Genomic DNA, 21239 nt, shown 5'->3' on the forward strand with positions numbered 1-21239 from the left:
GATGCAGGTACTCAACTCGTTGCGCAGTGCGAAACAGCGCCACCCCGATTGTCAGATTGTGAAACGCAAAGGGCGGCTGTACGTTATTTGTAAAAGCAATCCTCGTTTTAAAGCCGTGCAGGGACGTAAGAAGAGACGCTAATCTCCTGATGCACGGAAGCTCTCCAGCGTGGCGCGCTGCTGACCATCGGGGCTAAAGTTTCCGCTGGCCAGCCATCGCTGCATCGCCTTATCTATCAGTGGCCACTCGCTGTCGATTATCGAAAACCAGTCGGTATCGCGGTTGTGGCCCTTTATCACTAACGCCTGGCGAAAACGTCCCTCAAAGTGAAACCCCAATCGTTGCGCCGCCCGGCGCGAGGGTTCGTTCAGGCTATTACATTTCCACTCATAGCGGCGATAGCCGAGCGTATCGAAGACGTAGCGCATCAGAAGCCACTGGGCTTCCGTCGCCATTGCGGTCCGACTGAGCAGCGGCGAGAAGTGCACGTGTCCGACTTCGATCACGCCATTTTGGGCATCAATACGCATCAGCGCCAGGGAGCCGACGGGCTGTCGGGTGCGTTCATCCACGACGGCGAAATGGAGAGGATCGCTGAGCTTTTCCACGCTGGTTATCCAGGCGCTGAACGTCTCTACGCAGTTGTCCGGTTCGCGCAATAACCACGTCCAGCTTCGGGTATCCGGGGCCAGCTGATGTGCGGCAAAGAGCGCGCTGGCGTGAGCGGCAGTCAGCGGCTCCAGGCGGCAATAACGTCCCTGGAGAATTTGACGTTGCGGAAACGGGCGCGGCTGCCAGTCGGGCAGGGCCTGGCCAACGGGTTGTCCGAACGAATTATGTTGCTGCATGGGGGGCTCCTTATCTGCGGGGGAATAGCGTGAGACTAAAGTTTTACTGGTTCCATAAAAAGATCCATCAGAGTATGTTTTGATGGTGCCACGAGGAGCCGAGATGAATATTCCTGATGATGCCTTCTTCACCCTACTGGAACACACCTTGTCCCGGCGAGGTCATGAAACCCTTCAGCGCACGCTGTATCGTGCGCTGCGCGAGGCGATTTTACAGGGAGCGCTGGCAGGCGGTAGTCGGCTGCCGGGTTCACGTGCTATCGCGACGCGGCTCAATTTGTCGCGTAATACGATTAACGGGGCGCTGGAGCAGCTGACCATGGAAGGCTACCTGCAGCGCAGCCGCCAGGGGACGTATGTGGCGACGCTGACCGCCTCCGGTGAGCGGGAAGGGCTACCGCTGACCATTGCGTTGCCGGAGCGGCTGATCGCGCTACCTCCCGGCACCCGTCGCGATTCGCCGACGCTGATATTTACTCCCGGCACGCCGGCGATTAACTATTTTCCTTTACCGCTCTGGCGGCGGCTGCTCGACAAGGTGCTGCGTGATGAGGGCCGCGCGCTGCTGGGTTACGGAGAGGCGGCAGGGGAACCCGCGCTGCGGGAAGCGATTGTCCGTCATCTGGCGCTATCTCGCGGGATCCGCTGCGACGCCCGGCAAATCGTGATTACCGAAGGCGCGCTCGAAGGCGTCAACCTCTGTACCCATCTGCTGAGCGAAGCGGGTGACACCGCATGGGTTGAAGAGCCGGGATATCCCGGCGCGAAGAGCGTATTTATGAAGGCCGGGTTACAGGTAAAAGGGATGCCGGTAGACAGTGAAGGGATGTGTCCGGACATGGACGAGAACCTGCCGCCGCGGCTGATTTTTACCTCGCCTTCGCATCAATATCCCTGTGGCGCGGTGATGAGCGCAGGCAGGCGTCTGGCGCTGCTGGAATATGCCCGCCAGCATGATGCATGGATTGTTGAAGATGATTACGACAGCGAGTTTCGCTATAGCGGGGAACCTGTTCCGGCCATGTCAGGGATGATGAAACAGGCGCCGGTGGTCTATATTGGCACCTTCAGCAAGACGTTGTTTCCGGCGCTGCGCATTGGTTTCGTGGTGATGCCTCCCGCCCTGGCGCAAGCCGCTCAGGGATTCGTGGGATCGCTGCTGCGCGGTGGTCACCGGGCTGAACAGCGAGCGCTGGCGTTGTTTATCGAAGAGGGGCATTACGCGCGTCATCTGGCGGCGATGCGGCGCTTGTATCGCCGGCGACAGCTGCAGCTCCGTGAGGTGCTGGCAGCGGAGCTGACGCAACCTTTTGCTCTTCTCGGTGGCGAGGGCGGACTGCACCTGGCGGTAGCCATTGACGGGATAGACGATGGAGCGGTGGTGGAACAGGCGCGGCTGTATCAACAAGCACCGGCGGCATTAAGCCGGTTTTACCTTGATACACAACGCGCGCGAAGCGGGCTGGTGCTGGGATATGGCAATACGTCCGCCTCGCATTTTGGCCCTGCGGTGCGGACGTTGAATCGTCTTATTGAGCGGTATCGACGCGGGTGAGGCTGAAGATATCGTAGAACGAGAGTTCACCTTTCGTCGCCACCATTTTTTGTAGCTGGGTTTTCTGCTCGCCGGCCACCCGGGGTGACTGCATAATGCGTTCGATCAGCTGCTGAGGGACATATCGCGTGTTGTACCACTCCCCGTTGTAGCAAACGCGAAAATCCAGGACATCGATATCTTCGTAGCGGTAGCGCGGGTAGACGTCAAAAAAGAAGAAGCCGTTTAACAGGGCGAACAGAACCACCAGTAGCCAAACTGAATCGGCCAGCGTTTCCGATGTCAGCATGACCACGAACGTCGCGAGGAACGCGGCGTACATTGCGACGAACAGCCACGGATGATTGCGAATAAAACTGATACTAAAGCGCGGACGGTTGTCGCGCTTCTCTTTCACATTGAGCTCATCAATCGTGTTTGTCAGCAGTTGCTGTATTTCTGTCATCTTGGTCCCCGAATTCTGCTAAGGCTCAGCCTGAAGGCTATTTTATGTTGCGGGAATCTCTCGGGAAAGTAACAGATCAGTTGCAGAAAAGCATAACAGTTACGCTTTTTCCGCTGTCAGCATCTTAATGATTTGCGCCGGGTTGCCGCCGACCACGGCATTGGCCGGAACATCTTTCACGACCACGGCACCGGATGCAATGACGGCATTATCGCCGATAGTCATCCCGGGATTAATGACCGCCCGACCGCCAATCCACACATTATGGCCGATAGTAACGGGTTTACCGTACTCTTTACCGCTGTTGCGTTCGGCGGCATCTAAGGGATGCGTGGCGGTATAGATGTGGACGCCGGGCGCCAGCATGCAATTATCACCGATGTGAATCGGACAGACATCAAGCATCACGCAATCAAAGTTTGCGTAGAAATTGGTGCCGAGGAAAATATTGTAACCATAATCACAGCGGAAAGTGGGTTCAATATAAGCATCGCTTGCCCGGCCAAACAGTTCAGTCAGACATATTTTCCGCCATTCCCGCTCGTCCGGAGCCGAATGGTTGTAGCGATGCAGCAATTGCCTGGCGCGCAGGCGGTCTGCCCGTAGCGTGGCATCACCAGCCTGATACAGTTCACCGGCGATCATTTTACGTTTCTCTTCACTCATGATGCTTTCCTGATTAAGGTAGGTAGGCGTCACAGTATAAAAAAGAAACCGGTTTCATGAGCGCGCTTTAGTGACTTATGCGAGTAATATCACAATTATACCCAGAGTAGGGGAGGACCCGGTTAACCGTCTGACTGAGATGTGAAATGAATTAGCGAATGAACTTCCACACCGATGTCGGGATTTTGTCGTAGAGCTTATTCATGGTCAATTCAGCAAGACGGTGGTCGGCCGCTGAGTAAAATACAGCCAGTTCGTTATCTGAAAGTTCATATTTGTTTTTTTCAATTACGCGTTCCAGCGTATCAATTGTCTGACAGCGACGTAAGCGCATCAAATAGTCTGTTTTGGTTAATGGTTCACCAGACATAACTTCACCTTTTGATTGTAATAATACTAACAAGAAAGACTTGCCGGATTTTCCCGACTGGCGTTGACAAAACATCGGAATAACCGATTTCCCGATTTGCGCCATTTCTGTAGATCGGCCGTGTTAATGCCATAACTGCTGAACAACATAAAAGTGTCATCCAGGTATTCGTCCAGCTGAGCGATCAGTTTATTATCCTCAGCATACTTAATTTTATAATTAAGCGCGAACGTGGCTATGTGTTCGATCAATTCATTAAGTTGAAGATTGATAGCCGACGTTGGATCATTCACCCACCCGTGGTTACTCTCTTCCAGGTTTGCAAGGCAGTCATGATACAGGGTTTCGCAAAGAAATCGAAGCTGCGCGATATCATGTCTTTTTGGCGAGTATTCGTCCATAACGCATCCCCTTTTTAGTGGTTTAAACGACGACTAACAAGCACCGTTGTGGGATGAACACGACTAACAGACCTGACACATACATTGTAATCCTGTTGTTTTAACTATAATCCACTCTTAAAAAGATTTCACCGTGCTATTACGAAAAATTACAATTATCGCCGTTAATTTATCTTAAAAATATCTGAACTTATTATGCCACGGCAATCAATGTGGTGATTCTGCGAAAGCAAAGCTTATGGATCATTGATTTAGCAGGCACTTTTCTTTGGCACCAGTTCTCACCCCCCAGATAACACTGGGTTAAGAATATTCTTAGTTAAGATAAGGGTAAAGCGGCAAAAGAATAATCTGATAAAAACAAAGTAAAAGCTTATCGCCGGAAATTGTATATCAGGATACAAAGTAAACCGTAGCAATGCGTGCGTTTCAATATACGCTATCCGAAAAATTTCCTCAACGAATCCCGAAGCGAGCAGGGGCACAGGCGAAAAAAAGGGCCGCTGGTGCGGCCCTCAGTGGAGAGATTAATGATGCTCAGTCGGATGGCTGTGCTCAATGTCTTCCGATTTCTTGCTGAAGCGGCGGCGAACCACCACAAAGAAGACCGGAACAAAGAAGATAGCCAGAACCGTTGCCGTCACCATCCCGCCCATTACGCCGGTACCTACGGCGTTCTGTGCGCCGGAACCTGCGCCGGAGCTAATGACCAGCGGCATAACCCCGAGGATAAACGCCAGTGAGGTCATCAGGATTGGACGCAGACGCATACGTACCGCTTCCAGGGTCGCTTCAATCAGACCCTTGCCTTCTTTATCCATCAGATCTTTGGCGAATTCTACGATAAGTATCGCGTTCTTCGCCGACAGACCAATGGTGGTCAGCAGGCCTACCTGGAAGTAAACGTCGTTCGTCAGACCACGGAACGTTGCCGCCAGCAGTGCACCGATAACCCCCAGTGGGACAACCAGCATAACGGAGAACGGTATCGACCAGCTTTCATACAGCGCCGCCAGACACAGGAATACCACGATCAGCGAGATGGCATACAGCGCCGGCGCCTGGTTACCGGACAGACGTTCCTGATAGGACATACCGGTCCAGTCATAACCAATACCCGAAGGCAGTTTTTTGGCCAGCTCTTCCATCATCGTCATCGCTTCACCGGTACTTCTGCCCGGAGCCGCCTGACCGAGGATTTCCATCGACGGCAGACCGTTATAGCGTTCCAGACGCGGTGAACCATACTCCCAGTGTGAGGTGGAGAAGGCTGAGAACGGCACCATCTGTCCATCGCTACCGCGAACGTACCAGTTGCCAATATCTTCCGGCAGCATACGGTATTTCGCTTCGGACATGACGTACACTTTCTTCACGCGACCGCGGTCGATGAAGTCATTGACGTAGCTACCGCCCCAGGCTGCGCCCAGCGTGGTATTGATGTCGCTGATAGAAACGCCCAACGCCTGCGCTTTCTCCTGGTCAATATCCACCTTGAACTGCGGCGTATCTTCCAGGCCGTTAGGACGAACGCCGACCAGCAGGTCAGGGTGCTTCGCCACTTCACCAAACAGCTGGTTACGTGCCTGAGTCAGTTTTTCGTGACCTAAGCCGCCCTGGTCGATCAGCTGGAAGTCAAAGCCGGTTGCGGTACCCAGTTCGACGATAGCCGGCAGGTTAAAGGCGAAGACCATCGCATCTTTAATCTGCGAGAAACGGGCCATCGCACGACCGGTAATCGCTTCAACCTTGTTCTCGCTGCCCGGACGTTCGCTCCAGTCTTTCAGTGAAACGAACGCAATACCGGTGTTCTGACCACGACCCGCGAAGCCAAAGCCGTTAACGGCGAACACAGATTCGACGTTGGCTTTCTCTTTCGTGAGGTAGTAGTCCGTCATCTCATCCAGCACTTTCTGCGTACGTTCCTGCGTAGCGCCGGCAGGAAGCTGCGCCATGCTCAGGAATACGCCCTGATCTTCATCTGGCAGGAACGAGCTCGGCAGACGGACGAACAGCCAGGCCATTCCGACGACGATAATCAGATACAGCACCAGGTAACGACCGGTGCTGCGCAGAATGTTACCTACGCTATCGGTGTAATGGTGCGTGCTCTTATCGAACATGCGGTTAAACCAGCCAAAGAAGCCTTTGTGCTCGCCATGACCGCCTTTAGCGATAGGTTTCAGCATCGTGGCGCACAGCGCCGGGGTCAGGATTAATGCAACCAGCACCGACAGCGCCATCGCCGAAACGATGGTGATGGAGAACTGACGATAAATCGCACCCGTTGAACCACCGAAGAAGGCCATCGGGATAAATACCGCAGAAAGCACCATCGCGATACCGACCAGTGCGCCCTGAATCTGGCCCATGGATTTACGGGTTGCTTCCTTCGGCGGCAGGCCTTCTTCCGCCATGACACGCTCGACGTTTTCCACCACCACGATGGCGTCATCGACGAGCAGACCTATCGCAAGCACCATACCAAACATGGTCAGGGTGTTTATCGAGAAGCCAAAAATGGCCAGGATGGCGAAAGTACCCAGCAAGACGACCGGTACCGCGATGGTTGGAATCAACGTGGCGCGGAAGTTCTGCAGGAACAGATACATAACCAGGAAGACCAGGATGATCGCTTCGACCAGCGTTTTAACCACTTCATGAATCGAGATTTTCACGAACGGCGTGGTGTCATACGGGTAAACAATCTTCAGGCCTGACGGGAAGTACGGCTCCATTTTCGCCAGTTCAGCGCGAATGGCGTTGGCGGTATCCAGGGCGTTGGCGCCGGTCGCCAGTTTGATACCCAGACCGGAAGCCGGTTGGTTATTAAACTTCGCGACGATGTCATAGTTTTCACCGCCAAGCTCAACTTTCGCTACGTCACGCAGACGAACCTGCGAACCGTCCTGGTTCACTTTCAGCAGAATATTGCTGAATTCGTCAGCGGATTTCAGACGGGTCTGCGCGATGATAGAGGCGTTCAGCTGCTGGCCTTTCACCGGCGGCGTACCGCCTAACTGACCGGCCGCTACCTGGGCGTTCTGGGCTTTAATCGCGCTGATCACATCGACCGGCGTCAGCTGGAAGTTGTTCAGTTTGTTCGGATCCATCCAGATACGCATCGCGTACTGGGAACCAAACAGCTGAACGTCACCCACGCCGGACGTACGGCTGATCGCATCTTTCATGTTGGCGCCAACGTAGTCGGAGATATCCTCCTGCGTCATGGTGCCGTTGGTGTTGATAACGCCGACAACCATCAGGAAGCTGCTGGAGGATTTCTCCACGCTCACGCCCTGTTGCTGTACTTCCTGCGGCAGCAGCGGCATGGCGAGCTGCAGTTTGTTCTGCACCTGTACCTGCGCGATGTCCGCATCCGTACCAGACTGGAAGGTCAGGGTAATCTGTACCGTACCGGTTGAGTCACTGTTGGAGGACATGTACATCAGGTTATCGATACCGTTCATGTTCTGTTCGATAACCTGCGTCACGGTATCCTGCACCGTTTTCGCATCAGCACCCGGGTAGGTTGCGGTGATCGAGACCGCCGGCGGCGCAATCGTTGGATATTGCGCAACAGGCAGCTTCAGGATCGCAAGTCCCCCGGCAAGCATGATGATTATGGCGATCACCCATGCGAATATGGGGCGATCGATAAAGAAATTAGGCATGTCTTAACGGCTCCTGTTTAAGTTAAGACTTGGTTTGTTCTGACTGAGCGTTGCTGGCAACTTGCTGTTGATCGTCAGAGGCTACTTCCTGCGCTTTAACCTGCACGCCTGGTTTGACTTTTTGCAGTCCGGTAACAATCACGCGATCGCCGGATTTCACTCCGCTGGTGACCAGCCATTTATCGCCAATCGCCTGCGTTGCAGTAACCTGACGAACTTCGACCTTATCACCTTCACCGACAACCATAACGCTGGCATCACCACGCGGCGTGCGGGTTACGCCCTGCTGTGGAACCAGCAGTGCATCCGGGTTGGTCCCTTCCTGCAGACGAGCGCGGACGAACATCCCTGGTAACAGGGTGTGATCCGGGTTCGGGAAGATAGCGCGTAAAGTGATAGAACCGGTGGTCTGATCAACGGTGACATCAGAAAACTCCAGCGTACCGCCCTGCGGATACTTCAGCCCGTCGTTGGTAACCAGTTCGACTTTGGCTTTGCCGTTTTCTTGTTTCAGCGTTCCGTTTGCCAGCTCTTGTTTCAGACGCAGGAAATCGTTGCTCGACTGGGTCACATCAACATAGATAGGGTCCAGCTGCTGAACGGTGGCCAGCGCAGTAGCCTGACCATTCTGCACCAGTGCGCCTTCGGTCACGGCGGATTTACCAATTCGTCCGCTGATAGGCGAAGTCACTTTGGTATAAGCCAGGTTAATACGCGCCGTTTCCACAGCGGCTTTCGCGGCTACAACGGCGGCGTTGCTCTGCTGAGCGTCGGCGACGGCAGTATCATAATCCTGTTGACTGATGTATTTGGTGCCGAGCAGTTTCTGATAACGTTTAACCGTCAGCTGCGCGATATTGGCCGCGGCCTGTGCTTTGGCTAAATCGCCTTTTGCGCTTTCGTAGCTGGCCTGGTAAGTTGCCGGATCGATCTGATAAAGGGACACGCCAGCCTGGATGTCACTACCTTCCGTAAAGTTACGTTTCAGAATAATGCCACTTACCTGAGGACGGACTTCTGCAATACGGTAGGCGCTGGTGCGGCCCGGTAGCTCGGTGGTGATTTGCAGAGGTGCGGATTTGAGCGTCACAATACCGACTTCCGGCATATGCTGGGCTCCTTGCTGAGCCGGTTTGTCGTCACATCCTGTTAGCGCTAAGCTGCCTGAGAGCATCAGAACGACCGCCAGAGGCGTTAACCCTCTGTTTTTGTTCATATGTAAACCTCGAGTGTCCAATTTCAAATTGTTCAGTGGCTCAAACGACCACAAACCCACTACTGTGTTTCTATTATGGTCATGCTATGGTACATACATTCATAAATGTATGTAAACGTAACCTCTGTAAACTCATCGACCTATGGCACGAAAAACCAAACAACAGGCACTTGAAACCCGGCAACACATTCTGGATGTTGCTCTGCGTTTGTTTTCGCAGCAAGGCGTATCATCTACCTCGTTGGCAGCAATTGCAAAAGCTGCCGGGGTAACGAGGGGGGCTATCTACTGGCATTTCAAGAATAAATCAGATTTATTTAATGAAATATGGGTGTTGTCGGACGCAAGTATTAGCGATCTTGAAGTTGAGTATCGGGCAAAATTCCCCAACGATCCACTGTCAGTTGTCAGGGGGATCTTAGTCCATGTTCTTGAAGCCACCGTGACAGAAGAGCGGCGGCGGCTGATGATGGAAATTATCTTCCATAAATGTGAGTTTGTCGGTGAGATGGCGGTGGTGCAGAAAGCCCAGCGCAGCTTATGTCTTGAGAGCTATGAACGTATCGAACACACGCTAAAAGAGTGCATTGCGGCCAACATGCTGCCGGCCAATTTGTTAACCCGCCGGGCGGCGGTTTTAATGCGCAGCTACCTCTCCGGGCTGATGGAAAACTGGCTCTTTGCACCGGACTCCTTCGATCTTGAAAAAGAAGCGCGCGACTATGTTGCCATTCTTCTTGAAATGTATCAGTTTTGCCCTACGCTCCGGGCTCCCTCGGAAGCTAAGAATTAACGTACTGGCAAAATAAAAAAGGTGAGTATTTGCTGATGGTCGCGGCTATTCGTGCGATTGCAGAAGTGCTATTCTGCGGGCTGCGACGACCCCCGGTATTCTCCGGCTATTGCAACCACTCATGTTAACACTATGCTGCATACTATCCGTTGGCGAAATGCCACTTCCGCTTTTGTAATTGTACTGTTGTTATTTGTCGGCTGTCTTAGCATTAATCAGGCTCTGGCTGCCGATGTCCCTGACCGATCTGATATTCAGAATCAACTCAATACGCTAAATAAGCAAAAGGAACTGACGCCACAGGATAAGCTGGTTCAGCAAGACCTGGTGCAGACCCTGGAAGCACTCGATAAAATCGAGCGGATTAAGTCGGAAACGACTCAGCTGCGGCAACAGGTTGAGCAGGCGCCAGCGAAGATGCGTCAGGCGGTCGATAGCCTCAACGCCTTAAGCGAGGTGCCTGATGATGAGGCGACGCGGAAAACGCTCAGCACGCTCTCTTTGCGACAGCTGGAATCTCGTCTCTCCCAGACGCTGGACGATCTGCAAACCGCGCAAAACGATCTGGCGACCTACAACAGTCAGCTGGTCTCCCTGCAAACCCAGCCGGAACGCGTGCAAAATGCGATGTACGCGGCTTCCCAGCAGCTACAGCAGATACGCAACCGTCTGAACGGCACCACCACCACGGGCGACGAAGCCCTGCGCCCGAGCCAGCAGGGATTACTGCTGGCGCAGCAGGCGCTGCTTAACGCGCAAATTGAGCAGCAGCGCAAGAGCCTCGAAGGTAACACCGTGTTGCAGGATACGCTGCAAAAGCAACGTGATTACGTCAGCGCCAACAGTAATCGTCTCGAACATCAGCTGCAGCTGCTGCAGGAAGCGGTTAACAGCAAACGCCTGACGCTAACGGAAAAAACCGCTCAGGAAGCGGTCACGCCGGATGAGACGGCGCGTATCCAGTCCAACCCGCTGGTCAAACAAGAGCTGGATATTAACCATCAGCTGAGTCAGAAGCTCATCGCGGCGACTGAGAACGGCAACCAGCTGGTGCAGCGCAACATTAAAGTGAAAAACTGGCTCGATCGGGCGCTGCAATCTGAACGTGATATCAAAGAGCAGATTTCAGTCCTCAAAGGGAGCCTGTTACTGTCGCGCATCCTATACCAGCAGCAGCAGACGCTCCCGTCGGCGGACGAGCTGGAAGATATGACCAACCGTATTGCCGATCTGCGTCTTGAACAGTTTGAGGTCAACCAGCAGCGTGATGCGCTGTTCCAGAGCGATGCGTTCGTCGCCAAACTGGAAGAAGGGCACAGCAATGAAGTGACCCCTGACGTACATAATGCTCTGCTGGACGTCGTGGATATGCGCCGCGAACTGCTCGATCAGTTTAACAAGCAGCTCGGCAATCAGCTGATGATGGCCATTAACCTGCAGATCAACCAGCAGCAGTTAATGAGCGTCTCAAGCAATCTGAAAGCCATCCTGACCCAGCAGATTTTCTGGGTGAATAGCAACAAACCGATGGACTGGGACTGGATTAAATCCTTCCCGGAAGCGTTGAAAGGGCAGTTTAAGGCGATGAAAATCACCGTAAACTGGGAGAAAGCGTGGCCGGCGGTGTTTGTTGCCTTCCTTGCCGGTCTGCCGCTGCTGCTGATTGCTGGCCTGATCCGCTGGCGCCTGCAGTGGTTGCGTAATTACCAGGCCCGGCTGGCCTCGCAGGTCGGTCAGCTGCGTAACGACACGCAGCTCCATACGCCCAAAGCGATTCTGATCGACCTGATCCGCGCACTGCCTGTCGTGCTGCTGATTCTGGCGGTAGGTTTGATTCTGCTGACGATGCAGCTGAACATCAGCGAACTGCTGTGGGCATACAGTAAAAAACTGGCGCTGTTCTGGCTGGTGTTTGGCCTGTGCTGGAAGGTGCTGGAAAAAGACGGCGTGGCGGTAAGCCACTTTAATATGCCACCGCAGCTGACCAGCCACTGGCGTCGGCAAATTGTGCGCGTCAGTCTTGCGCTGCTGCCGCTGAATTTCTGGTCGGTGGTCTCTGAACTGTCGCCGCTGAATTTGATGGATGATGTGCTGGGGCAGTTCGTTATCTTCCTCAATCTGCTGCTGATCGCGGTACTGGTGTGGCCGATGTGTCGCGAGAGCTGGCGTGATAAAGAGTCGCACAGCCTGCGTCTTCTTACCGTCACCGTGCTCTCGATTGTGCCTGTCGCGCTGATGGTGCTGACGGCTACCGGCTACTTCTATACCACCCTGCGTCTTGCCGGCCGCTGGATTGAAACCGTCTATCTGGTGATGCTGTGGAATCTGCTGTACCAGACCGTTTTGCGCGGCCTGAGCGTTGCCGCACGGCGTATCGCCTGGCGGCGTGCGCTGGCCCGTCGCCAGCATATGGTCAAAGAGGGGGCAGAAGGGGCTGAACCGCAGGAAGAGCCGACCATCGCCCTGGAGCAGGTCAACCAACAAACGCTGCGCATTACCATGCTGGTGATGGTCGCCTTGTTTGGCGTTGTGTTCTGGGCGATTTGGTCCGATCTCATCACCGTCTTCGCCTATCTCGACAGTATCACCTTGTGGCACTACAACGGCACCGAAGCTGGAGCCAGCGTAGTAAGAAGCGTGACGATGGGAAGCCTGCTGTTTGCGATTGTCGCCTCCATGGTCGCCTGGGCGTTGATCCGCAACCTACCGGGGCTGCTGGAAGTGCTGATCCTCTCTCGGCTCAACATGCGCCAGGGGACGTCCTACGCCATTACCTCGATCCTCAACTACGCGATTATCGCGATCGGTGCGATGACGGTATTTGGCGCGCTGGGCGTCTCGTGGGACAAGCTGCAGTGGCTGGCGGCCGCATTGTCGGTGGGGCTGGGCTTTGGCCTGCAGGAGATTTTCGGGAACTTCGTTTCCGGCCTGATTATCCTCTTCGAACGCCCGGTGCGCATCGGCGATACGGTGACGATCGGGACCTTCTCCGGTACCGTCAGCAAGATCCGCATTCGTGCCACCACCATTACCGACTTTGACCGTAAAGAGGTGATCATCCCGAACAAAGCGTTTGTGACCGAGCGTTTGATCAACTGGTCGCTGTCCGACACCGTGACCCGCGTGGTGATCCGCATCGGCGTGGCGTACGGTTCCGATCTGGATAAGGTCAAGGAGGTTCTGCTGCAGGCGGCACATGAGCATCCGAAAGTGATGCAGGAGCCTGCGCCGTCGGTCTTCTTCACCACCTTCGGCGCCAGCACGCTGGATCATGAGCTGCGTTTATATGTGCGCGAACTGCGCGATCGCAGCTATACCGTCGATGAACTGAACCGGGCGATCGATCGCCTGTGCCGTGAAAACGACATCAACATCGCCTTCAACCAGCTGGAAGTCCATCTGCGTAACGAAAAAGGGGATGAAGTGACGGAGCTCAAACGTGAGGTCAAAGGAGACGATCCGTCTCCGGCTATTGGATAAGACTCAGCAGGGGCGGCCAGTGCGCCGCCCCGTTTCCGACGGGCCGTCGGTTAGCGTGTATCCGCTTCATCTGACGTCTGCCCGCTGCGGTTGAGTTTGTTTTCATAGTCACGTTTAATGATCTCCAGCGCCCCGAGGACGGTTTGCGCTGACACCTGGTTCTCTTCCAGCAGCATAATCAAATCAACGGCCAGTTTGACCTCATCCGGGGCGTTTTCCAGCGACATAGTGACTCCTTCTGTTAGCGCGTTAGGCGTGCCAGCACGCCCTCTATTTTTTCCAGCGCATCGCGACAGCGTGCTAAACGTCCGGCGCAGGCCTCGACCTCTTTCGCCAGCCGCTGCTGTTCCTCAAGCGTCGTCGCCAGCGCCAGCTGGCGCTGGCGATCGTTTCGCATCGCCAGCAGTCGTCGTTCGTACTCCTGATGCTGAAGTCGCCGCCGCTGCCAGCGGTTTATTGCGGGGGAGGCGCTGTCCCAACTACGCAGCGACCAGGTCGCCGCCTCCCGGCTGAGGGCGGCGATTTGCGCGACCAGCCGCTCCGCCAGCCAGGCGACCTGCGGAAGCTGCTGCTGTTCAACGGCCTGCCGCAGTTCAGTAAAGTGCTGCTGCGCCTCCTCGAGACAGTCCTGCATCAGGGTGCTACGAGTACGGAACAGCTGGCGATCGAAGCGGGCGCTGAGCGTGGCATGATGCGCCAGCGGCGCAACCTGCGCGGCCAGCTGGGCCAACTGATTTTCCAGCGTTTGTAAAAGCCGCGTTGTTTTCAAATAACTCCTCCCTGGTCTGATAGGCAACTGTGCTACAGTAGCCATATCTGCTTGATAACGATTCGCATTATGCCACGTATCATTTTAATCATCATAGGCTGGCTGGCGGTAGCGCTGGGGACGCTGGGCGTCTTTTTGCCTTTATTGCCGACCACCCCGTTTATTCTGTTGGCGGCCTGGTGTTTTGCCCGTTCTTCACCGCGTTTTCACCACTGGCTGCTGTATCGTTCCTGGTTCGGCGGCTATCTTCGTCACTGGCAGCAATATCGTGCGATGCCGCCCGGCGCCAAGCCGCGGGCGATTGTGATGATTCTGCTGACCTTCGCCGTGTCGCTGTGGCTGGTTAAGCTTACGTGGGTTCGCATCATGCTGCTGGTGATTCTGGCCTGTCTGTTGATATTTATGTGGCGTATTCCGGTTGTTGACGCGACGCAACAAAAGCACTGATGCGCCATAATGAGTGTTGCAATTGTCGCTTACAGACAGTAAATTCGAGCGTTTTCGAGCGCGGGTACGCCTGGTCAAAGGTTAATCAAATGTTTCTTTGACCCGTTTGGCCTGCCCGTGAGTAACACCGTTTTTATCAGGCATAAACTTATGACCGCAACTGCACAGCAGCTTGAATATCTAAAGAACAGCATCCAAAGCATTCAGGACTATCCGAAACCGGGTATTCTTTTCCGCGATGTCACCAGCATGCTCGAAGACCCGAAAGCCTATGCGTTGAGCATTGAGCTGCTGACCGAGCGTTATAAAAACGCCGGCATCACTAAAGTGGTGGGCACCGAGGCGCGTGGTTTTCTGTTTGGCGCACCGGTTGCGCTGGCGCTGGGCGTGGGTTTTGTGCCGGTACGTAAACCGCGCAAGCTCCCGCGTGAAACCATTGCCGAGAGCTACGAGCTGGAATACGGTACCGATCAGCTGGAAATTCATGTCGATGCGATCAAAGAAGGCGATAAAGTTCTCGTCGTTGACGATCTGCTGGCGACCGGCGGCACCATCGATGCAACCGTGAAGCTGATTCGCCGTCTGGGCGGCGAAGTGCACGATGCCGCCTTTGTGATCAATCTGTTTGATCTGGGCGGCGAGCAGCGTCTGGAAAAACTGGGAATCAACTGCTTTAGCCTGGTCCCTTTCCCGGGTCACTAAGCAAATCCCTCCACATAGCCTCGCTGATTGAGCGGGGCTGTGATAGCATGACCCCCTCGTGATTTCACCTTCCAGCGTTTCAGAGCCAGCCCATGAGTTATCAGGTCTTAGCCCGTAAATGGCGCCCACAAACCTTTGCTGACGTCGTCGGCCAGGAACATGTGCTGACCGCACTGGCGAACGGCTTATCGTTAGGGCGCATTCATCACGCTTATCTCTTTTCCGGCACCCGCGGCGTGGGGAAAACCTCCATCGCACGTTTGCTCGCAAAAGGGTTGAACTGTGAAACCGGTATTACCGCCACGCCGTGCGGCGTGTGTGATAACTGCCGCGAAATAGAGCAGGGGCGCTTTGTCGATCTGATTGAGATTGATGCCGCTTCCCGTACCAAAGTCGAAGACACCCGCGACCTGCTGGACAACGTCCAGTACGCGCCGGCCCGTGGCCGCTTTAAGGTCTATCTGATCGATGAAGTCCACATGCTGTCACGCCATAGCTTCAACGCGTTGTTAAAAACGCTGGAGGAGCCGCCTGCGCACGTCAAATTCCTGCTGGCGACCACCGATCCGCAGAAGCTGCCGGTGACGATCCTGTCGCGCTGTCTGCAGTTCCATCTCAAGGCGCTGGATGTCGAACAGATCCGCCATCAGCTTGAGCATATTCTCGGCGAAGAGCAGATTACCTTTGAATCCCGCGCGCTGCAGCTGCTGTCGCGCGCGGCGGACGGCAGCCTGCGCGATGCCTTAAGCCTGACCGATCAGGCGATTGCCAGCGGCGATGGTCGTTTGACGGCGGAGTCGGTCAGTACCATGCTCGGCACGCTCGACGACGATCAGGCGCTGTCATTGATTGAGGCGCTGGTGGCAGCCGATGGCGAACGTGTCATGGCGGGCGTTAACGAAGCGGCCTCCCGCGGCGTTGAGTGGGAAGCGCTGCTGGTTGAAATGCAGAGTCTGCTGCACCGGATTGCGATGGTCCAGCTCTCTCCTTCGGCGCTGGGCGCCGATATGGCCGCGGTAGAGCTGCGTATGCGTGAACTTGCGCGCACCGTGCCGCCCACCGATATACAATTGTACTATCAGACGCTCCTGATTGGCCGCAAAGAGCTGCCGTATGCGCCGGATCGGCGCATGGGTGTGGAAATGACGCTGCTGCGTGCGCTGGCATTCCATCCGCAAGCGCCGCTGCCGGAACCGGAGGTGAAGCCGCAACCGGCAACGCTGGCCGCGCCTGTACAGGCGGCGCCTGTATCCGCTTCGCCGGTGCCGCCGCCGCAGAATCTGCCGCAAACCACCAGTCAGGTACTGGCGGCACGCAGCCAGCTGCAGCGTAGCCAGGGAGCACCCACCCCAAAAAAGAGTGAACCGGCAGCCGCATCCCGCGCGCGGCCGGTGAATAACGCTGCGCTGGAGCGACTGAGTTCAATAACCGAGCGCGTGCAGGCTCGCCCGGCCGTCGCTGCGGTGCAGGAAAAGGTTCCGGCCAAAAAAGAAGCCTATCGCTGGAAAGCGACGACGATGGTCGAAACGGTGAAAGAAGAGGTCGCGACGCCGAAGGCGCTGAAGAAAGCGCTGGAGCATGAAAAAACGCCGGAGCTGGCGGCAAAACTGGCGCTGGAAGCGGTCGAACGCGACGGCTGGGCGGCAGAGGTTAATCAGCTGGCGGTGCCGAAGCTGGTAGAGCAGGTGGCGCTGAATGCGTGGAAAGAGCAGGACGGTAACCGTATCTGTCTGCATCTGCGCCCGAGCCAGCGGCATCTTAATTCCGCCGGCGCGCAGCAAAAGTTGGCCGAAGCGCTCGGCGTGTTGTACGGTTCACCGGTTGAATTGACCATCGTGGAAGACGATAATCCTGCGATGCGCACGCCGCTGGAGTGGCGGCAGGCAATTTATGAAGAGAAGCTCGCGCAAGCGCGCGAAGCGATTATTGCGGATAACAACATTCAGACGCTGCGCCGGTTCTTCGATGCGGATCTGGATGAAGAGAGTATTCGCCCCATTTGATTGCAAGTTTGACTTGCGGTCAGCATCCTTAACGATGACTTACTGAGAGAGAAGCCTATGTTTGGTGGAAAAGGCGGCCTGGGTAACCTGATGAAGCAGGCCCAGCAGATGCAAGACAAAATGCAGAAAATGCAGGAAGAGATCGCGCAGCTGGAAGTGACCGGCGAATCTGGCGCAGGTCTGGTTAAAGTGACCATCAACGGTGCGCATAACTGCCGTCGCGTGGAGATTGATCCGAGCCTTCTGGAAGACGACAAAGATATGCTGGAAGATCTCGTCGCTGCGGCGTTCAACGATGCGGCGCGCCGTATTGAAGAGACCCAGAAAGAGAAGATGGCTTCCGTCTCTTCCGGCATGCAGCTGCCGCCTGGCTTTAAGATGCCGTTCTGATGCAAACCAGCCCGCTGTTAACTCAGCTTATGGAAGCATTGCGCTGTCTGCCGGGCGTTGGCCCGAAGTCAGCGCAGCGCATGGCGTTTACGCTACTTCAGCGCGATCGTAGCGGCGGGATGCGTCTGGCGCAGTCATTGACGCGCGCGATGTCGGAAATCGGCCACTGCGCCGATTGCCGCACCTTCACCGAGCAGGAGGTGTGCAATATTTGCAGCAATCCGCGCCGTCGTGAAAATGGTCAGATTTGCGTGGTGGAAAGCCCCGCGGACATCTACGCCATTGAGCAAACCGGGCAGTTTTCCGGGCGCTACTTTGTCCTGATGGGCCACCTGTCGCCGCTTGATGGCATCGGGCCGGATGATATCGGGCTCGATCGTCTGGAGCAGCGTCTGCGCGACGAATCAATGCAGGAAGTGATCCTCGCCACCAACCCGACGGTGGAAGGCGAGGCGACCGCCAACTACATTGCCGAACTCTGCGCGCAGTATGGCGTAGAAGCCAGCCGTATCGCCCACGGCGTACCGGTAGGCGGCGAGCTGGAGATGGTTGACGGCACCACGCTGTCGCACTCCCTTGCCGGCCGGCACAAGATTCGTTTTTAATCAAACGGAGGCGCTTTTTGGCGCCTCCGCTTGAAAATTTCCCCTCCAGTCCCCATCTCCCCTTCAACGGTTTTTTTACCATTAACAATGGCATTGTTGAGGTTGATTTAGATGAAAGGACAAGAAACTCGTGGTTTTCAGTCAGAGGTTAAACAGCTTCTGCACCTGATGATCCATTCTCTTTATTCCAATAAAGAAATTTTCCTGCGTGAACTGATTTCCAACGCCTCCGATGCGGCCGACAAGCTGCGTTTCCGCGCGCTGTCCCAGCCGGACCTGTATGAAGGCGACGGCGAGCTGCGCGTGCGCGTCTCTTTTGACAAAGACAACCGCACGCTGACCATCGCCGATAATGGTATCGGGATGAACCGTGAGGAAGCGATCGACCATCTCGGCACGATTGCCAAATCCGGGACAAAATCTTTCCTCGAATCAATGGGTTCCGATCAGGCAAAAGACAGCCAGCTGATTGGTCAGTTTGGTGTCGGCTTCTACTCAGCGTTTATCGTGGCCGATAAAGTCACCGTGCGTACCCGCGCGGCGGGCGATAGCGCGGAAAACGGCGTGTTCTGGGAATCTGCCGGCGAAGGCGACTACACCATTGCCGATATCACCAAAGCCGATCGCGGTACTGAAATTACCCTGCACCTGCGCGAAGGTGAAGATGACTTCCTCAACGACTGGCGCGTGCGTTCGATTATCAGCAAATATTCCGATCATATCGCGCTGCCGGTAGAGATTGAAAAGCGCGAAGAGGTTGACGGTGAAACGGTGATCTCCTGGGAGAAAATCAACAAGGCCCAGGCGCTGTGGGCCCGTAATAAGTCGGAAATCAAAGACGACGAATATAACGAATTCTATAAACACATTGCCCACGACTACAGCGACCCGCTGACCTGGAGCCACAACCGCGTGGAAGGCAAGCAGGAGTACACCAGCCTGCTGTATATCCCGTCGCAGGCGCCGTGGGATATGTGGAACCGCGATCACAAGCATGGCCTGAAGCTGTACGTGCAGCGCGTGTTTATCATGGATGACGCCGAGCAGTTCATGCCGAACTATCTGCGCTTTGTCCGCGGCCTCGTCGACTCCAACGATCTGCCGCTGAACGTGTCGCGTGAAATTCTGCAGGACAGCAGCGTTACCCGCAACCTGCGCACCGCGCTGAGCAAACGCGCGCTGCAGATGCTGGAAAAACTGGCCAAAGACGATGCGGAAAAATATCAGACCTTCTGGCAGCAGTTTGGCCTGGTGCTGAAAGAAGGCCCGGCGGAGGACAGCGCGAATCAGCAGACGATTGCTAAGCTGCTGCGTTTCGCCTCTACCCATACCGATTCCGCCGCGCAGACCGTGTCGCTGGAAGAGTATGTCTCTCGTATGAAAGAAGGGCAGGAGAAGATCTACTACATCACTGCGGACAGCTATGCCGCGGCGAAGAGCAGTCCGCACCTCGAGCTGCTGCGTAAGAAAGGTATCGAAGTTCTGCTGCTCTCTGACCGCATCGACGAGTGGATGATGAGCTACCTGACCGAGTTCGACGGCAAGGCGTTCCAGTCGGTCGCGAAAGCCGACGAATCGCTGGATAAGCTGGCGGATGAAGTCGACGAAAGCACCAAAGAGGCCGAAAAGGCGCTGGAACCGTTCGTTGAGCGCGTGAAAACGCTGCTGGGCGAGCGGGTGAAGGAGGTTCGACTGACGCACCGCCTGACCGATACGCCGGCTATCGTCACCACCGACGCGGACGAAATGAGCACCCAGATGGCGAAACTGTTTGCCGCTGCGGGCCAGTCTGCACCGGAAGTGAAGTACATTTTCGAACTCAACCCGGCTCACCCGCTGGTGAAACGCACGGCGGACACGCAGGATGAGGCCCGGTTTAGCGAATGGGTCGAGCTGCTGCTCGATCAGGCCCTGCTGGCTGAACGCGGTACCCTGGAAGATCCTAACCAGTTTATTCGCCGCATGAACCAGCTGCTGGCTTCCTGATCGCTTCGCTGTTGGTCCACCCCGGCCTGCGCACCTTACGCGCGGGCCGGGGTGGACGCCCCTCTGATGGCGTAAAATCCGCCTTTCAAGCAAAATAAACCTTCCATTAACCGTTTCAGCCGCTCCGCCTTCCTTGAGCCATCTGCATTCTGGTGGTATGGTTTAGCGTTTTTGAAAAATTGAATCGACTTTTGAGGGGATTTTCGTAATGCGTATTATTCTGCTTGGCGCTCCGGGCGCGGGTAAAGGAACTCAGGCTCAGTTCATCATGGAGAAATACGGAATTCCGCAAATCTCTACCGGTGACATGCTGCGCGCTGCGGTGAAATCTGGCTCCGAGCTGGGCAAACAGGCAAAAGATATTATGGATGCCGGCAAGCTGGTGACCGACGAACTGGTGATTGCGCTGGTTAAAGAGCGTATCACCCAGGAAGATTGCCGTAACGGTTTCCTGCTCGACGGCTTCCCGCGCACCATTCCGCAGGCTGACGCCATGAAAGAAGCGGGCATCGCCGTTGATTACGTTCTGGAATTTGATGTACCGGACGAACTGATCGTTGACCGTATCATTGGTCGTCGCGTACACGCCGCTTCCGGTCGCGTGTACCACATCAAATTCAACCCGCCGAAGGTTGAAGGCAAAGATGACGTGACCGGCGAAGAGCTGACCACCCGTAAAGATGACCAGGAAGAGACCGTACGTAAGCGTCTGGTGGAATACCATCAGATGACGGCGCCGCTGATCGGTTACTATCAGAAAGAAGCTGAAGCAGGCAACACCCGCTACGCGAAGGTTGACGGTACGAAAGCCGTTTCCGACGTCCGCGCTGAACTGGAAAAAATCCTCGGTTAATCCCGTTGGTTCTCATCCTGCCGCGGCGGGATGAG

General features: G+C 55.4%; 21 protein-coding genes and 1 other annotated feature. Of the genes, 12 read left to right on the plus strand and 9 right to left on the minus strand.

What is annotated here, in order from left to right:
* Position 1 precedes the first annotated feature (1 nt).
* Entirely contained in the window at positions 2-142 is a 141-nt protein-coding gene (gene ykgO, locus ROR01S_RS14915) for a type B 50S ribosomal protein L36 (RefSeq protein ID WP_003859006.1), read from the plus strand.
* Here ykgO and ROR01S_RS14920 read toward each other — a convergent pair.
* Positions 139-849: a GNAT family N-acetyltransferase gene (locus ROR01S_RS14920; protein ID WP_004858778.1), complete on the minus strand. Its 711-nt coding sequence runs from the start codon at positions 847-849 to the stop codon at positions 139-141. The genes ykgO and ROR01S_RS14920 overlap by 4 nt on opposite strands.
* Positions 850-952: 103 nt before the next feature.
* Here ROR01S_RS14920 and pdxR point away from each other — a divergent pair, with 103 nt between their 5' ends.
* Positions 953-2404 carry a MocR-like pyridoxine biosynthesis transcription factor PdxR gene (pdxR, locus tag ROR01S_RS14925; RefSeq protein ID WP_064359628.1) on the plus strand — a complete coding sequence of 484 codons (1452 nt, stop codon included), beginning with the start codon at positions 953-955 and terminating at the stop codon, positions 2402-2404.
* Here the strand turns inward: pdxR and ROR01S_RS14930 are convergent.
* Positions 2379-2849 (minus strand): YlaC family protein, encoded by a 471-nt coding sequence (locus tag ROR01S_RS14930; RefSeq protein WP_004858780.1) that lies wholly within the window; start codon positions 2847-2849, stop codon positions 2379-2381. The two genes, pdxR and ROR01S_RS14930, sit on opposite strands and share 26 nt — an antisense overlap.
* Between ROR01S_RS14930 and ROR01S_RS27560 the strand changes: the two genes are divergently transcribed.
* Positions 2843-2977, plus strand: a complete 135-nt coding sequence (locus ROR01S_RS27560) for a hypothetical protein (RefSeq protein ID WP_223306663.1) — start codon at positions 2843-2845, stop codon at positions 2975-2977. The genes ROR01S_RS14930 and ROR01S_RS27560 overlap by 7 nt on opposite strands.
* Here the strand turns inward: ROR01S_RS27560 and maa are convergent.
* The 5 genes from maa to acrA form a co-directional block, all read right to left on the minus strand.
* Entirely contained in the window at positions 2949-3515 is a 567-nt protein-coding gene (maa, locus tag ROR01S_RS14935) for a maltose O-acetyltransferase (RefSeq protein WP_054828907.1), read from the minus strand. The two genes, ROR01S_RS27560 and maa, sit on opposite strands and share 29 nt — an antisense overlap.
* A 151-nt stretch (positions 3516-3666) precedes the next feature.
* A complete protein-coding gene (gene hha / locus ROR01S_RS14940; protein WP_004858783.1) occupies positions 3667-3885 on the minus strand; it encodes a hemolysin expression-modulating protein Hha in 219 nt (72 codons plus the stop codon).
* Between the two features lie 26 nt (positions 3886-3911).
* Positions 3912-4286 carry an Hha toxicity modulator TomB gene (gene tomB / locus ROR01S_RS14945; protein ID WP_004858785.1) on the minus strand — a complete coding sequence of 125 codons (375 nt, stop codon included), beginning with the start codon at positions 4284-4286 and terminating at the stop codon, positions 3912-3914.
* Between the two features lie 527 nt (positions 4287-4813).
* The gene (gene acrB / locus ROR01S_RS14950; protein ID WP_004858787.1) at positions 4814-7960 is read right to left on the minus strand and encodes a multidrug efflux RND transporter permease subunit AcrB; all 3147 of its coding nucleotides are present in this window, start codon (positions 7958-7960) and stop codon (positions 4814-4816) included.
* Between the two features lie 22 nt (positions 7961-7982).
* A complete protein-coding gene (gene acrA / locus ROR01S_RS14955) occupies positions 7983-9176 on the minus strand; it encodes a multidrug efflux RND transporter periplasmic adaptor subunit AcrA (RefSeq protein ID WP_004858789.1) in 1194 nt (397 codons plus the stop codon).
* Positions 9177-9318: 142 nt separating this feature from the next.
* On the opposite strand from acrA, the gene acrR reads away from it, so the two are divergent.
* Together acrR and mscK are read left to right on the plus strand one after the other, a co-directional pair.
* Positions 9319-9969: a multidrug efflux transporter transcriptional repressor AcrR gene (gene acrR, locus ROR01S_RS14960; protein WP_004858790.1), complete on the plus strand. Its 651-nt coding sequence runs from the start codon at positions 9319-9321 to the stop codon at positions 9967-9969.
* 132 nt (positions 9970-10101) lie between these two features.
* Positions 10102-13449 carry a mechanosensitive channel MscK gene (mscK, locus tag ROR01S_RS14965; protein WP_004858793.1) on the plus strand — a complete coding sequence of 1116 codons (3348 nt, stop codon included), beginning with the start codon at positions 10102-10104 and terminating at the stop codon, positions 13447-13449.
* Positions 13450-13499: 50 nt separating this feature from the next.
* Here mscK and rsmS read toward each other — a convergent pair whose 3' ends face one another.
* Together rsmS and priC are read right to left on the minus strand one after the other, a co-directional pair.
* Positions 13500-13676 (minus strand): pleiotropic regulatory protein RsmS, encoded by a 177-nt coding sequence (rsmS, locus tag ROR01S_RS26290; RefSeq protein WP_004858795.1) that lies wholly within the window; start codon positions 13674-13676, stop codon positions 13500-13502.
* A gap of 14 nt (positions 13677-13690) precedes the next feature.
* A complete protein-coding gene (gene priC, locus ROR01S_RS14970; protein WP_004858796.1) occupies positions 13691-14218 on the minus strand; it encodes a primosomal replication protein N'' in 528 nt (175 codons plus the stop codon).
* 69 nt (positions 14219-14287) lie between these two features.
* On the opposite strand from priC, the gene ROR01S_RS14975 reads away from it, so the two are divergent.
* The 7 genes from ROR01S_RS14975 to adk all read left to right on the plus strand — a co-directional run bounded on the left by ROR01S_RS14975 (position 14288) and on the right by adk (position 21204).
* On the plus strand, positions 14288-14665 hold the full coding sequence (locus ROR01S_RS14975) for a DUF454 family protein (protein WP_004858799.1): 378 nt from the start codon (positions 14288-14290) through the stop codon (positions 14663-14665).
* A gap of 150 nt (positions 14666-14815) precedes the next feature.
* Positions 14816-15367, plus strand: a complete 552-nt coding sequence (apt, locus tag ROR01S_RS14980; RefSeq protein ID WP_004858802.1) for an adenine phosphoribosyltransferase — start codon at positions 14816-14818, stop codon at positions 15365-15367.
* Between the two features lie 92 nt (positions 15368-15459).
* Positions 15460-17370, plus strand: coding sequence for a DNA polymerase III subunit gamma/tau (dnaX, locus tag ROR01S_RS14985; RefSeq protein WP_044346343.1), 1911 nt, complete (start codon positions 15460-15462; stop codon positions 17368-17370).
* Positions 16700-16764: a sequence feature (DnaX frameshifting element), on the plus strand. (Overlaps the previous gene by 65 nt.)
* Positions 17371-17427: 57 nt before the next feature.
* Entirely contained in the window at positions 17428-17760 is a 333-nt protein-coding gene (locus tag ROR01S_RS14990) for a YbaB/EbfC family nucleoid-associated protein (RefSeq protein WP_004858807.1), read from the plus strand.
* Complete coding sequence (gene recR / locus ROR01S_RS14995; RefSeq protein ID WP_004858810.1) at positions 17760-18365, plus strand: recombination mediator RecR; 606 nt, start codon at positions 17760-17762, stop codon at positions 18363-18365. The genes ROR01S_RS14990 and recR overlap by 1 nt, the downstream gene beginning before the upstream one ends.
* Before the next feature lie 111 nt (positions 18366-18476).
* Positions 18477-20351 carry a molecular chaperone HtpG gene (gene htpG, locus ROR01S_RS15000; RefSeq protein ID WP_064359629.1) on the plus strand — a complete coding sequence of 625 codons (1875 nt, stop codon included), beginning with the start codon at positions 18477-18479 and terminating at the stop codon, positions 20349-20351.
* Positions 20352-20559: 208 nt separating this feature from the next.
* Positions 20560-21204 carry an adenylate kinase gene (gene adk, locus ROR01S_RS15005; protein ID WP_004858815.1) on the plus strand — a complete coding sequence of 215 codons (645 nt, stop codon included), beginning with the start codon at positions 20560-20562 and terminating at the stop codon, positions 21202-21204.
* Positions 21205-21239: the final 35 nt, after the last annotated feature.

This window comes from Klebsiella ornithinolytica NBRC 105727 = ATCC 31898 (assembly GCF_001598295.1).
Classification (GTDB): Bacteria; Pseudomonadota; Gammaproteobacteria; order Enterobacterales; family Enterobacteriaceae; genus Klebsiella; species Klebsiella ornithinolytica.

Excerpts from the sequence above, each read along its gene's own strand:
- ROR01S_RS14975 (WP_004858799.1), top strand. The coding sequence starts at position 14,288 with ATGCCACGTATCATTTTAATCATCATAGGCTGGCTGGCGGTAGCGCTG.
- htpG (WP_064359629.1), top strand. The coding sequence starts at position 18,477 with ATGAAAGGACAAGAAACTCGTGGTTTTCAGTCAGAGGTTAAACAGCTT.
- tomB (WP_004858785.1), bottom strand. The coding sequence starts at position 4,286 with ATGGACGAATACTCGCCAAAAAGACATGATATCGCGCAGCTTCGATTT.
- mscK (WP_004858793.1), top strand. The coding sequence starts at position 10,102 with ATGCTGCATACTATCCGTTGGCGAAATGCCACTTCCGCTTTTGTAATT.
- acrA (WP_004858789.1), bottom strand. The coding sequence starts at position 9,176 with ATGAACAAAAACAGAGGGTTAACGCCTCTGGCGGTCGTTCTGATGCTC.
- maa (WP_054828907.1), bottom strand. The coding sequence starts at position 3,515 with ATGAGTGAAGAGAAACGTAAAATGATCGCCGGTGAACTGTATCAGGCT.
- acrB (WP_004858787.1), bottom strand. The coding sequence starts at position 7,960 with ATGCCTAATTTCTTTATCGATCGCCCCATATTCGCATGGGTGATCGCC.
- recR (WP_004858810.1), top strand. The coding sequence starts at position 17,760 with ATGCAAACCAGCCCGCTGTTAACTCAGCTTATGGAAGCATTGCGCTGT.
- ROR01S_RS14930 (WP_004858780.1), bottom strand. The coding sequence starts at position 2,849 with ATGACAGAAATACAGCAACTGCTGACAAACACGATTGATGAGCTCAAT.
- acrR (WP_004858790.1), top strand. The coding sequence starts at position 9,319 with ATGGCACGAAAAACCAAACAACAGGCACTTGAAACCCGGCAACACATT.
- rsmS (WP_004858795.1), bottom strand. The coding sequence starts at position 13,676 with ATGTCGCTGGAAAACGCCCCGGATGAGGTCAAACTGGCCGTTGATTTG.
- dnaX (WP_044346343.1), top strand. The coding sequence starts at position 15,460 with ATGAGTTATCAGGTCTTAGCCCGTAAATGGCGCCCACAAACCTTTGCT.
- adk (WP_004858815.1), top strand. The coding sequence starts at position 20,560 with ATGCGTATTATTCTGCTTGGCGCTCCGGGCGCGGGTAAAGGAACTCAG.
- apt (WP_004858802.1), top strand. The coding sequence starts at position 14,816 with ATGACCGCAACTGCACAGCAGCTTGAATATCTAAAGAACAGCATCCAA.
- ROR01S_RS14920 (WP_004858778.1), bottom strand. The coding sequence starts at position 849 with ATGCAGCAACATAATTCGTTCGGACAACCCGTTGGCCAGGCCCTGCCC.
- ykgO (WP_003859006.1), top strand. The coding sequence starts at position 2 with ATGCAGGTACTCAACTCGTTGCGCAGTGCGAAACAGCGCCACCCCGAT.
- hha (WP_004858783.1), bottom strand. The coding sequence starts at position 3,885 with ATGTCTGGTGAACCATTAACCAAAACAGACTATTTGATGCGCTTACGT.
- ROR01S_RS14990 (WP_004858807.1), top strand. The coding sequence starts at position 17,428 with ATGTTTGGTGGAAAAGGCGGCCTGGGTAACCTGATGAAGCAGGCCCAG.
- pdxR (WP_064359628.1), top strand. The coding sequence starts at position 953 with ATGAATATTCCTGATGATGCCTTCTTCACCCTACTGGAACACACCTTG.